Genomic DNA, 13,025 nt, shown 5'->3' on the forward strand with positions numbered 1-13,025 from the left:
TTAATAACTAATTAAAAATTTGAATGGAATTCTTGTGAAATTATAAATAAGCTACACGATTTGCATTCAAGGGATTTGTCGTAATGAAAGAAATAATAAGTTTATTAAAACAAGAGCCATCCAGTTTTGTTAATTATAAACGTCCTGATGTCCTAATGGTTTTAAAGAGAAAATTCAATACGCAAAAAGACTGGATTATTACTTCGTTCAACCAATATCAATTTACCGAAAAAGAATCGCAACAAGTCCAAAAAGCTATTTTAAATGGCGATCTGCGAATAACCGATCTCCTGGAGCGTCCGTTTTATCACCATTTTTGGAGTTTCCTCACCTTTAAGTGGGGGGAAATACTTTCAGGTGGAAAAAGACTATCCAAGCAAGAAGTCTTACAAATCGCAACCTACTCTAGCAATGGCCAGGAATTTGCAAGAACTCCCACTCAAAATAGAAATAGACTGTTAAAGGGAGTGCCATTAGTCACCGGTAAAGTCGTTACTTCCATGGCACTTTGTATGGTGTTTTGCCTGGGATTATTAAGTACTTTAGGAGCCCCCTTTGGGTTGAGCCTCGCTTTGGCGATAGTTCTGTCTTTTTGTAACGGCATCGTGTGTTTATTAAGCCGTGGCCAAGCCATGCTTGATAGTGCTGGCTTTCAACCTCAAAAGCAAAAAACCTTTAAGATTCTTGAAGAAAATATTAAAGAAAAAACGGTATTGGATAGAGGTCAGAAATTATTTTTTGGTATCGTAACCTTATTAGCCTGTATTTCTGCGGGCATTTCCGGATATGCTGGTCTCGTAGGACTGCTCACTTTTTTAGGGGCAGGTATGATGGCTTCTAACCCTCTGGTTTTGGCAGTTACGATTGGACTATCTCTTATTGCAGCGGTTTCTTTCTATTCGTTTCAAGCTGTAGGGATACGTGAAAATTATACAAAATTCAAAAATCTTTTTATTGAAGATTACCAAAAACCCTATGGTCTGTTGCGATGTGTCTTATTAGGAGTTGTGAGTACGATTTTTTTAGCTGTTTATGCAACACTAACCTGGTTTACTACGGTATCCGGAGTTAATAAGCTTTTTAATGCGATAGGGGCGAACTCTAATACCTTGTTAGCACATATGATTGCCATGATATGTACTTCGACAACCATGGTTGTTAATACTTTTTCACAAGTTTATAAAGTTTTTAACCCGAAAACCTATGTCGACCTTAAAGAGAAATTTGAATCAATATATCAACCCCTGGAAGAAGGCCAAACAAAAGCAGAAAAGATAAAATATGGAGCCCTCAATATGCTCAAATTATTAGCTTTGATTGGTGATTCCCTTGCGTATTCTGTGGCCGGTGGAATCCGAAGCGGAATTCATGTTGGGGAAACACTGGGTGAGGCCATAGGGGCAAAACTTGCCTTAACCATTACCATGGCAATCTTGTCTCCAATCATATTAGTATTCGTATCCGTCGCTTTTACTTGGCCAACCGTTTTTCATAGGAAAGAATCGGCTCGAAATCCTTCACAGATGGAACAATCATTGATAAAAAAAATGAATCAAAGCCCTATTTCTCAATCACTTCAAAACAACCCTCTAACTCCACCCTCCGAACAATCCCCCCAATCAAATAATTCTAAAGGTAAGCAAGCGGGCCTAAGATTTTTTGATGAAAGCTCGAAGGAAGAGCACCGTGGCAGCCCTAATTTAGAGCGAAAAACAGCCCGGAGCTGCTTCTCACTATAAATGAAATATTGAGCTCAGGTACGGTTTTTTAAAAATAACCTGTTGTAGGTGGTACCGAAGTTGGGTCGCAAACGACCCAACTTAACTGATAGCGAATTTACAGATTTTGATCACTTAACCAGGGACTCCAACAAAGAATGTGTAGTGCCAAAGTCTGCTCATTTTTAAGTCAATTACTATACTGCTTATTAGTGTTCCAAAGTTCGTTGAAGAGTTAAAATGAAAGTACATTTGTTTTTATTGATCAGGCATTAAATAGATATGAACACGATATTAACAACGTTGCTTTGCTGGATAGAACTTATAAAGAAATAATTTCTAAAGTCCCAGCACCTCAATACACTCAAACTCATGCAGATTTTGCATTGCAAGAACTTAATTTCCAAATCGAACACCGTGTGAAAGCGCATGATTTGCATCCAGCCATTCAAAGACTTTTAGCAAGCATTCCTCAGGAAAATATAAAAGAAAATACCCAGGGTCTCCCAGACATTTCAAAAGAACGACTGGATAAAAATTCCATTGAAAAACTACACGTTCAAACCGTTGTTGACGATTCCTTACTGGATACCACTGGAATTCACCCAAATGAAGCGGATGTACCTCTGCAGGTATCCGAATCTGAACGAACCTTAAAGCTAATTAATATCTTATCCCATTACATACAGACAAAAAAAGATGAGTTGGAAAAAGATATTGAGTCATCCAAACAATACAAAACCAAACTAATTGAAGTCAAATTTGAATCGAGCGTTGAAGAAAAAATAAATGCTGCTCGTCATTTAATAGACCTTCTTGAACAAAAACCGGATACCAAGCCATTAGAGGACAAAGAATTTAGTGCACTCACTACATCTCGGTTAGGCAATAAAACTGCCGAATACATCGATTTAATCGAACATTTTTATAAACCGGAATTTGTTGCCCATCGGGGAGCCCAGGGTTAAAGACCCTGGACTCTATTAACTCTGTTTGTTTTCTTCCAATCTCGAAGCAAGTCTCACCTTGCGCCTGTGATGAGTTAATCGTTTTCACATCTTCAAAACTGTTACTTGCATAATCAACAATTAACGACCAAACCGATCAAAAAATAATCTATTATTATTAATATTAAAAGGTATTTTGGTTTAGAGGAATATATATGGAAGAGAAGAGCACTCTTAAACACAAGTATGTTTATGTTCTTGTAAATGATTTTCCTAGGTTGTTAAGAGCAGGAGAAACCTTAGAAAGTATTGCCCATATAACTTTTACAGAACATCAATCCATTTCAGAAACTCCTGTAAAAACTTACCCAGACTTCAAAAAAGCCGCACACGCATCGAAAAAATTATATAAAAAAACAGGAATTGACTTACAGCGACATGGTCATCCCCATAAATTATATCATACTGGGATTGCAAAGGTTAAAATAGATGGAACAACCATGGGAGAAGAATTAAACCAAGAACAATTTATAAAGGGGCTAGAATCCATCACTCATACGAGTGGAATAATCATAACTCGAGCAGAACTCGATCCACTAAAACACGAACAAGAAGAAGAGGAATATATATCGTATAAGGACGATGTTGGGGAAGAACGATTTAAAACCCACTCTATTATAAAAGATATTTCTGCAATCCCTCCTAAATTACGATATTTATTATTTGTTGACTTCGAATTATTTCACCATGGCAAGGAAAATTGGATAGATTATGAGTTTAGGGAGCGAAATTGTGTTAAAAATTTGTTTGAAACCACTACCACAATTCTCGAACTATATAAATTTGATCCAAAAATTAAAACCCATATAACACTTGAGATAATAAACAGATTGCATCTTCAACTGAGTCAAGGTTTGTCACAAATGGAAGCGGAAGGAGAATCTCTTACAGAATACCGCACTATTTACAACGGATTTCCAATTTTCAAAGATACAGCAACGATAGAAGGAATTACAGAATTATTATTCCGAATTAGAAATGACGACAACGCAGAGGGATTTATGCTTGGCAGTCCTTCTAAATTGGAATTTTCAAATAAAAAAGAGTTAATTGATGTAATTAGAGATGCGAGGAAAAATGCACTCGCATGTGCTGGTGAAACTTCTTCAGCCACCAGTACGAACATTAAAAATTTTAAGGATGATGAAATAGAAGCGCTCGCTCAAAACATTTATCAAAAAATCAAAAAAGGGGTACCTGTTTATATACTAACTCCAGAGCCTAAGTTAGCTTATGAATATGCTTTAGATGCGGTTAATACATATAATAAAGAAATTAAAGAAGCCATTACAGTGGATGATAAAATAAAAGCCATTGATAAACTAACCCATGAATTAGAGATTCTACACTTATATTATGATGTAAATCTTCGGACGAATTATTTATTGATTAACTTATTATTGATATCAAATGGCATAAAATGGACAATTTTATATAATCCAAATCGAATCGACCTTTATAGTAAAGAGCAGAGGATAAAAGAAATTAAAAAAGGAATTCTCCGATTTGAATATCTGATAGAACACCAGGAAGAAATGTTAAGAGATTATGAACAACTAAATAATGGATTAGCCAAGGAATTCAGATATGGTAATTTAGGTTTTTATCAACCTTTTGAGAGAGAAGATAAATTGAAAGCCCTCAAAAGAGCTGCACTCGAAAGCTCTGATCCGCAAGGTGATATAGAGCGCGAAATGCAAAAATTTGATGAAGATTCAAAAGCAGAACAAACTCAAATATCCAGTGTACTTGAGGTCTGGTCAAAAAAATACGAGGAAGCCGAAGGACCTTTGAGCAATTTTTTAAAAAAATTTACAATGTAATACTCCGAAAGTTTTAGAAAAATAACAAAAAATCATGTAATGTAAACATCATTATGGTCCTTTCTAGAGATTCAAATTTAACGTTTTCAATGATTCCCGATTTAATGAGATGAACTTTTTAATGAACAAAAAATTTTACGCCCTCTTTCTTGTTTTGAGCTTACAATCGTTTAAGGTTGTTGCACTAAGTGATAATGAGCAATTACTAAAGCAGTTTCATAACTATGGAATGACACACTGCGATAAATTTATTCTGATGCAAGCTGACTTATTAAATAAACCCAATCGGTCAATTGACATAGAGAGCCCTATCGGTGAGCTTGGGCAAGGCTACTCTACTGTAACACTAATAATTACTTATGGTTACAAAGGGGATACAATTAAACAAGATTTATCATTTATTGAAACACCCAACCGTTGCATCTTGACGAAACGAGCAACTCTAACCTCTAAGGGTCCTTGTAGTCAGAATATCAATCCGGATTATTGGTATATATCGAAGTCGATACCTCAAATAGATTATACCAGTTATCGAAACAAAGGTGATGCACCTATGTTGGCTAAGGAAATTAATGTAGGGGATTTTAAGGCATGCATTCAGGAGTTTCGTTTGACGAGTGACTCTAAACATGATTAGCTCCAGTAGTTGAGTTTCTAGCCCCATCCCATTCCGAAAGTTCATCTAGACTTAATTCTTATAACACAGCAAGCTTGACCACCAAGCAGGATGGCGTTCGGCGCAATATGAGGTTTAATCTTTTCCATCAAACCTTTCGCTTCACACTTCTTATCACAATTTCACACATAAGCTCATGCCTGTATAGTGTCATTCCCGCGTAGGCGGGAATCGATCCCTCAAATTAATTCTTACGTGTCTGTGAAATTGATTCTTCGCCCGCGGGGGAATGACAAAACAAGTTAGATGACCTAGCTTATTTATTTTAATGCTTCTTGATACAGCAATTTGCTATAATTTTATTAACTTCCAATTCATTAAAAATGACTCTATGGCTCAGAAAACGGGCAGCGCCAATTTACCTTTGCATTATGGTCGTGTGCCTACTTGGCTTGCGGAGCGTATGGCAAAATTAGGTGCGATCATATGTCAAGCTATCATTCATCATTACGGCCGAGATGAAATTCTTCGCCGTTTATCAAACCCCTTTTGGTTCCAATCCTTTGGAGCAGTTATGGGCATGGATTGGCATTCTTCGGGGATTACCACGAGTGTTATTGGTGCCCTGAAGCGTGGTTTAACCCCACTCGCGCAAGAACTTGGGGTTCATGTTTGTGGTGGCAGAGGCAAATATTCACGACAAACTCCGCAGGAGCTTCTTAGTATTGGAAGCAAAGTCGGTTTTGACGGACAGCAGTTAGCGCAATGCAGCCGTCTGGTAGCTAAAGTGGATAGTGCGGCGGTCCAGGATGGATTCGATCTATACTTGCATGGTTTCATCGTTACTGATGATGGCAAGTGGACAATTATTCAACAAGGCATGAATACGCTTAATAAACAAGCGCGACGATATCACTGGTTATCTGAAGGATTGACTAGTTTTATTGAGGCACCTCATACTGCCATAGAAGGATTTCATCAAGGTAATATAATCAATCTTACCGATCAACGGGCTCAATTATCACGATTTAAGCAAATTGAGCTTTTGAAAACGTGTTCTCCTGAGCGTATTCTTGCAGAGATATCCAAGCAAAAAAAGAATGACCTAAAGTCAGTAAATGACTCAACAGCACAACTTCCTTTACCCCATCTCGACTTACCTGCACATCATGATGTTCGAGCCGAAAATATTTCCATTACCCGTTTACATGCCAATATTGCTGCAGCCATCAATCGAGGCCCAGAAGATTTTACCGAGCTTCTTTTAACACCTGGCGTTGGGGCAAGAACTATTCTCGCTTTGGCCTTTGTAGCTGAAGTCATTCACGGGGCTCCCTACAGATTTTCCGATCCTGCCCGCTTTTCTTTAGCTCATGGTGGAAAAGATCGTCACCCCTTCCCTGTTCCAGTTAAAGTCTATGACGAAACCATTCGGGTGTTGAAAACTGCAATACAAAAAGCAAATTTAGGTCAAAGCGATAAATTGGATGCCATTAAACGACTTGATAATCAAGCACGCGAATTAGAACAACATATTATTTCTGGTCCCTCTGTAGAAGAAATAATGGCTCATGAAAAAAAGGTCTCTCCTATGTATGGTGGCAGGAGTGTTTTTGGATGGGAACCGTTAATTCCTGACTAAGCTAATTCGCCCTTATTAAAGCAGTTTTATTTTTCAATAATTGATTAATGCGTTGTGCATCTTTAGGCGCATTGGCTTTTTCATCATTGTCAAAATAGCAATAAATTCTTTTCCCCTCTTTATGCCAATTAACAAATTTCTCCACATATTCCGCTAAAGTAGTTTCTTCATAAGCTCCTTTATATGCCTCTATATTAGGTCCATGCATGCGGATATAGATAAAGGAACTAGTGATTATTTCCGGTGAACGATACATTTTATGATCATAAAAACACAGTGACATTTGGTTTTTATCTAACAGCTCATACAGTTCTTCGCAAAACCAGCTCTTATGTCTGAATTCAAAGGTGTAAAAATAATTTTTAGGAAGGTGCTGTATAAATGTCTTCAAAGTAGGAATTTCTATTTTCCACCAAGGAGGAAATTGAAATAGTATAGGTCCTAACTTTTCTTCAAAATTACTAAAGGCTTTAAGTAATTTATCTAAACTTTCAGTGCTGTCTTTTAACTTTTGAAAATGGGTGATATATCGATTTGCTTTACATGAAAAAGTAAAATCGGGTGGTGTTATCTCTACCCAGTTCCTTATATTTTTTTCTTTAGGAATTTGATAAAAACTGTTATTAAGCTCCACACTATTCAACAGCTCAGCATAATAAGGAAGTATTAGATGAGGTTTGATCTTTTCAGGATAGAAATTACCCAACCATCCTGAATAGCTCCATCCTGAAGTACCTATATTAAATGGATTTTTTTCCATAAAAATCTCGTAATTTTAAATGATGTTTAATTATAGGACAAACCAACACGTCTGCTGGGTCAAATGACCCAACTTAGATTTTCTAGGAGTTTATTTTGGATTTTGTCCCGGAGTAGCTAATCCATTGTGGTTAAAATAAATGGAACACGCGTAACGAGATGGGGACTTCTTAGGAACTTCTTTTCCATTCTTACTCATATCAGCATTGGTATAACGGCAAAGGATGCTTTTTCCTTTACGATAAGAATGTCCCGCTGCACCTTCTTCTTGAACCCCAGGCCCTGTGAGCATATTGTATAGTTTTTTTGCTTGCGTACCATGAATATTAAACTGCATGGCATAAGCGGTGGGCATGCTAAAAAAACAAATAGAAGTAAAAACCAAGGCAATTTTTGCTGGACGTTTCATACTACCTCCCTTTTGTATTAGTTCCATATCCATAAAATAATTTTGCGTGTCTTTTAGAGTAGTTGGATGGACCACAAAAAGCCAGTGATTCCCTACTTGATTGAAAAATTGTTTTAAAAAGGAGCCTAATCAATATCGATTCAGGCGTGTTTAAAATCTAGGCGGACTCGTTGACTTTAAATCACTGGAATGGATAATACTATTCCTTTTTGGTATAGGTTTTACTCATGGGGAAGGTTAGCAAAACTGCGGAAATGAGAAACAAAATTATTGAGAAACTAACTACTGCCTTTAAGAAACTGGTGACCGAGAATGGCCAGGCAAAAGCTCCATTAGCAGCACTTATTAATGCTGGTGATAATCCGCAAGTTTTACTGATTACAATTGATAAAAAACCGGTTACAATCAAATTCCTAGGTGGATCAGCGATTTCTCTTTTTTCAGCAACATATAAAGATATTAGTGTTATATTTCGCGTGTTATCCGCTGAAGAAAAATATGTCGCAGCCTATGATGTCCTGCGAGTAAATCCAGAGGTTGCTAAGCACTTTCCCGAACGATATCTTTTACTTCCTTTCAAAAATCGCAAAAGTAGTTATTACCTTGAGCTAATAGAATATTGTGCCAAGGGAAGTCTTGAGCAAGATGCAGAGGATTTCGATACTTCTTTGGATTATTCCATGAAAATGTTACAGCAAATGGTAGATATAGAGAGGGCTGGCTTTCGTTATACCGATATTAAACCGAGTAATTTTATTATTGCTGATGATGGACGTTTAGTCCTTTCTGATATTAAGTCTTTATTGAATGTATACACAGAAAGCTCTATTCCGAAGATGGAAGTGGCTCAAACCCCTATCTATCGTTCCAGACCCACATCACTCAGCGTAACACCCAACCTAGATAATACTAATGAATATTCAATTTCGGAAATTGATTATAAATCCCGATATAAAATGGGAATTAGTATTTATGAAGTGATAACAGGGATCCGGGTTGCCAGTAATTTTGGGAACTCAAAGAAATCGTTATTTAACTTCATGAGCAAACAACAGTATGAATTAAAAAAAGACATACCCACCCTGGGATTGGATATACAGACCATTCAGTTGGCTGTTACCAATTTATCGGCTTATGTAGATCAACTCGGTATGCAAGGACCCGCTACACGACTCGATTTTAACCATCCCGCCTTTAACTCTCCCTTAGGCAAGAGTGTACGACAGGTTATCCGCGGCTTAACTCATGAGGAATCAAGTAAACGGCTGGAGTTTTCCCAAGCTTTATTAATTCTAAAGCTAGCTACGAAGAAGCATGTTATTTCATCAACTGCTAATCCAAATTCAGAGCTATCTTCCCCGCCATTAGATGTCCCAAGAGCCTGTGCCCCAGAGAAGAAGAAACATAAGGCCAAGAAAAAAGCTTCCATTAAAATGTTGCCAGAACAGGAATTAGCCTCTTCTTCTGCTTCATATGCCGTAGATCCAGAATTGGAACAAACAACACCGAAGCAAGAAAAAAAATCCATTCCGAAGTTGAACCTTAAATCAAGCCAATATTCACATCGTGATTTAGAAAAGCATTTAATGTTTAGAGATAAAACGCCGCAAACAACAAGAGAAACAAAACAGATAGAAGAAGACAAAAAAGAGAACGTTTCTCATAAACGAAGTGATTTTAAAGGCAAAGGAAGAGCTTCTAGTGTTGCTGTTATCCAAAGTATAAGTAAAACGAAAAAACTGCAGGAATCGGAGCAATCTAATTCAGAAAAATCCGATAATTCAGCACCAAAATATTATTAAAAAAACAAACCAATTGGATGGTTCAAAATGCGTCAGATAAAGTCCCATTCTTTATGTCCGGCGCGCGTCTTTGGCGTTTAACTGTTTGATTTAATTGCCCAATTTTTTAAATCAGTGAATTTTTAATAATGGACTTTATCATATAAAATAAGCAAAATGGATTTAAAGAATTCAGGGATGAGAGGGCAAGGATATGCCAAAAAACTATAAATTCCATGATGATGATACTTCTGAAGAATCTTGTTATGAAAGTGACGGAGAAACGAAATATTATCCCCAAAAAAATATTGGTTCTGGAACTTACGCCAGAGCACGAAAATTCCAATCTACTGATGGTCAACGCTCACTTGCCGTGCTTAAACCTGTGGATAAAGACGATATTGATTTTATCGAGGCTTATAATAAATACACATTTTTTAAGACGCTCTACCCGAAACAAAATAATGCATTAATAGAGCGCGATGACACTTATCGATTGGTGCTTCCCTATATTGTTGGTGTACCCTATGAAAAATTGCACTTGACTAATGAAAGGCAACAAATAAAGCTTTTTCTTTCTGCAATTGAAGCATTAAAAGACTGCCATAATAAAGGTTATATTGTTCTGGATTTAAAAGCGGATAATATCCATTTTGACAAAAACTCGGGAAAAAGTTATTTGCTTGATGGAGGTATATCTGTAAAAAAAGGGATGCCACTCAACCCGGATATCTTTTGTGTAACAACGAACGAGGAGCGGATATTAAATAAAAAGAAATATACGCAAATTGCACCCGAGTGCTGGTCTCAAAAGCCGATAACTGCCCAAAAAAGTATGGATGTTTATGCTCTAGGCGCTATGATGCAATCCATTTTAAAACCCTCCGTGGATCTCAATCGTCTCATTCAATTATGTCTCGTCCACCAGCCAGAACATCGGCCAACTTTGAGAACACTCGAAAAACATCTGCGACAACTATTAGTTCAACCTAGAAATCACCCCCGAGACGCATCACCTAAAAGACACTCAAGTAATGTACTAAGCAATTATACCCATGCTATGAAAATACTAGCTGAACAAAGTATTGTACCTACGAAAAAACAATATAAAAGACTTAGAGAAAATAATAAAATTCCCAAAGCTATTGTGGAATTTAATAATGCCTGTGCTCTGATCCAGGAGAGTCAAAATACTATTAAAAATCTTTATTTTAGTACTTATAAAAGAGAAACTCTCACTTTAATGCTCCGAGGTCCTATCGAATTTAAGAAAGAATATCCTCAGATTGAAAAAAGGGCTATGGTCTTTATTAATACTCAATTGTTTCGAAGATTTACACAAACGCAGGCTATAAAAATTTTAACTACATTAGACAACTCTAAAACACAGTTAGTTATGCCACATCCTTCTAAACCGAGAAACAGTATTTTTCATGCTCCTAAAAAAAGAGCGGAACATAATGAAGTAGAAATGGATAGATTGATCATGTAGTTACAATTTGATTCCCCTGGCAAGAGTGTTGGATCAAATGATCCAACCTATTTTTGCCTTATGCTAGTAATTAGACTGGCTGAACCTTGGAGCCAACAGAATGAGCATTGCTTTCATCATGTCGGAAAATTGGACGCTTAAAGAACTTAAAGCCTTTTTTTTCTGATTGAGGCGGAGAAGCAGGACTTTCTTCAATATTTAAAGTGATGTTCGAAAAAGATTCCAATTTGCTACGAAAACTGACGATATCCTCTCTAGTACCTCCCTTAATAATCGTTACTTTCTGTAAGGTTTGTTGATTTTTTTCAATAAAGAACAATAACTGAGTAAGTTTTGATTTATTCTGAAAGTCACTAAAATCATGGATCACTATTCCTTTCAAGTTAGAAAATTCCATCGCTCTTAGCATGCCAAATAGATCTGAAAATTTCTCATCCTGTAATTTGGATGCAGAGGTATTGCAGGGAGTTAACTTGTCTGGAGAAGAATTAATTGAAAGGAATCTTTCTTGCTTAAATGTTGAAGAATCAAAACTGTGATCAATGCTATTTCGCAGAGCAATTAAATCCTCTTTGACTTGCTGCAAAAATAGCTCTTTGGCAGCGTCAAGCACACTTTGGTTAATATTATGAAAAATATGCTCCTTATTGGGAGGAGCCTTTGAAAAAATTTCATTGAATTTTGCTGTTAATACATCCTTATTTAGTTTTTCTTCAATTACAAGAGTCGTAAAAAATTTTTCTATCAAACTAGATATCCGCTCGGGAAAGTAACGGATTTCTTCTAAAAATAGATCATCCTTTAATGAGGGCCCGTCTAAATTCATTGCAAACCAAGTCGCCGTTTTAGTTTCTATCGTAGCATCCTGAATGGCGAAACGAATTTCCTCTAAAAGATTAAAAAATTAATAAATCTCGTAAGATTATTAGGAGGTTTCACAGAAAATTTTTCTAAATGATCGAGGTAGCGGAATACCATTGGTTGTTCAAGAAGGGTTTCAATGAGTATTAATAATTTCTTGAGTAATTTATCGTGTTGTATTCTTCGCTGTTTGTTTGCAAGTAGCTGAATTTGCTTTGTATTTTTTTCCCAAGTCGTATTGATTTTTAATACCTTTGGTCCAGAAGGTTTTTTTTCTGGATCAGTATAAAGCGCTCCAAGGGGCATTTCATCTTTAAGAAATAGGCGCATATCATTTACTTTTAAAGACTTTGTGAATTTAAGTTCTTTTTTTACTGTGGGTAAGGGTACCTTATTTTCGGAAAGAGAGCTATCGAGAGTCGGCTTGCTATTAAGTGGAGGGGCTTCGTCCGATGTTTTCCGCAGATCCTTTTCACCGGTTTGACCTTGAGTTACCGCTAGTTCTGGGGATGTTTGCGACGGATAGGATGGATTAGTTGACGAAAGAGTAGGCTCCTCACTTATTGGATTTTTTTTTGTATGTTCGAGCATAGGTCTTCTCATTTACGAATAGTATGTGTCAAATTATAAATAAAACGTTTCTTAGCAAAATTGCTAGGAGATTTATTGTTCCCGATATCGATTTTTAAAGTCAGAATTGTACAGCGAGGTAGATATCCTGTTCTGAAAATATAGTACTCAACGGTTAAGTAAAATAGCATAGGTCTTTAAAAAATAAATCTTTTTTTGGGTGATTAGAATAAAAAAATTATGCGGGATTTAGTTGGTATGAAAATAGGGAGGGTGTAGCGATAGAAATTTGATTTATAACCTAGGAGATATCGCTACCATTTTATTATATCAGTTCAACATTAATT

11 protein-coding genes are annotated in these 13,025 nt (G+C 36.5%); 7 read left to right on the forward strand and 4 right to left on the reverse strand.

Annotated features, from left to right (window positions below):
• Nucleotides 1-83: 83 nt before the first annotated feature.
• From ACWTE2_RS29160 to ACWTE2_RS29180, 5 genes are all read left to right on the forward strand, one after another.
• Nucleotides 84-1,739 (forward strand): hypothetical protein, encoded by a 1,656-nt coding sequence (locus tag ACWTE2_RS29160; protein WP_454785489.1) that lies wholly within the window; start codon nucleotides 84-86, stop codon nucleotides 1,737-1,739.
• Nucleotides 1,740-2,026: 287 nt separating this feature from the next.
• Nucleotides 2,027-2,686 carry a hypothetical protein gene (locus tag ACWTE2_RS29165; RefSeq protein ID WP_454785490.1) on the forward strand — a complete coding sequence of 220 codons (660 nt, stop codon included), beginning with the start codon at nucleotides 2,027-2,029 and terminating at the stop codon, nucleotides 2,684-2,686.
• A gap of 194 nt (nucleotides 2,687-2,880) precedes the next feature.
• Complete coding sequence (locus ACWTE2_RS29170; protein WP_454785491.1) at nucleotides 2,881-4,548, forward strand: hypothetical protein; 1,668 nt, start codon at nucleotides 2,881-2,883, stop codon at nucleotides 4,546-4,548.
• Nucleotides 4,549-4,669: 121 nt separating this feature from the next.
• Nucleotides 4,670-5,185 carry a hypothetical protein gene (locus tag ACWTE2_RS29175; protein ID WP_182392597.1) on the forward strand — a complete coding sequence of 172 codons (516 nt, stop codon included), beginning with the start codon at nucleotides 4,670-4,672 and terminating at the stop codon, nucleotides 5,183-5,185.
• Nucleotides 5,186-5,555: 370 nt separating this feature from the next.
• Complete coding sequence (locus tag ACWTE2_RS29180; protein WP_454785492.1) at nucleotides 5,556-6,806, forward strand: DUF763 domain-containing protein; 1,251 nt, start codon at nucleotides 5,556-5,558, stop codon at nucleotides 6,804-6,806.
• Between the two features lies 1 nt (nucleotide 6,807).
• Here ACWTE2_RS29180 and ACWTE2_RS29185 read toward each other — a convergent pair whose 3' ends face one another.
• Both ACWTE2_RS29185 and ACWTE2_RS29190 read right to left on the reverse strand, forming a co-directional pair.
• Nucleotides 6,808-7,566 carry a DUF72 domain-containing protein gene (locus ACWTE2_RS29185; protein ID WP_454785493.1) on the reverse strand — a complete coding sequence of 253 codons (759 nt, stop codon included), beginning with the start codon at nucleotides 7,564-7,566 and terminating at the stop codon, nucleotides 6,808-6,810.
• Between the two features lie 90 nt (nucleotides 7,567-7,656).
• Nucleotides 7,657-7,974: a hypothetical protein gene (locus ACWTE2_RS29190; RefSeq protein WP_454785494.1), complete on the reverse strand. Its 318-nt coding sequence runs from the start codon at nucleotides 7,972-7,974 to the stop codon at nucleotides 7,657-7,659.
• 227 nt (nucleotides 7,975-8,201) lie between these two features.
• On the opposite strand from ACWTE2_RS29190, the gene ACWTE2_RS29195 reads away from it, so the two are divergent.
• On the forward strand, nucleotides 8,202-9,776 hold the full coding sequence (locus ACWTE2_RS29195; protein WP_454785495.1) for a protein kinase family protein: 1,575 nt from the start codon (nucleotides 8,202-8,204) through the stop codon (nucleotides 9,774-9,776).
• A 193-nt stretch (nucleotides 9,777-9,969) separates the two neighbouring features.
• Entirely contained in the window at nucleotides 9,970-11,247 is a 1,278-nt protein-coding gene (locus tag ACWTE2_RS29200; RefSeq protein ID WP_454785496.1) for a protein kinase domain-containing protein, read from the forward strand.
• A gap of 70 nt (nucleotides 11,248-11,317) precedes the next feature.
• On the opposite strand, the gene ACWTE2_RS29205 is transcribed toward ACWTE2_RS29200, so the two are convergent.
• A complete protein-coding gene (locus ACWTE2_RS29205; RefSeq protein ID WP_454785497.1) occupies nucleotides 11,318-11,995 on the reverse strand; it encodes a hypothetical protein in 678 nt (225 codons plus the stop codon).
• Nucleotides 11,996-12,135: 140 nt separating this feature from the next.
• Complete coding sequence (locus ACWTE2_RS29210; protein ID WP_454785498.1) at nucleotides 12,136-12,699, reverse strand: hypothetical protein; 564 nt, start codon at nucleotides 12,697-12,699, stop codon at nucleotides 12,136-12,138.
• Nucleotides 12,700-13,025 lie beyond the last annotated feature (326 nt).

Source organism: Legionella nigrisilvae, assembly GCF_977063395.2.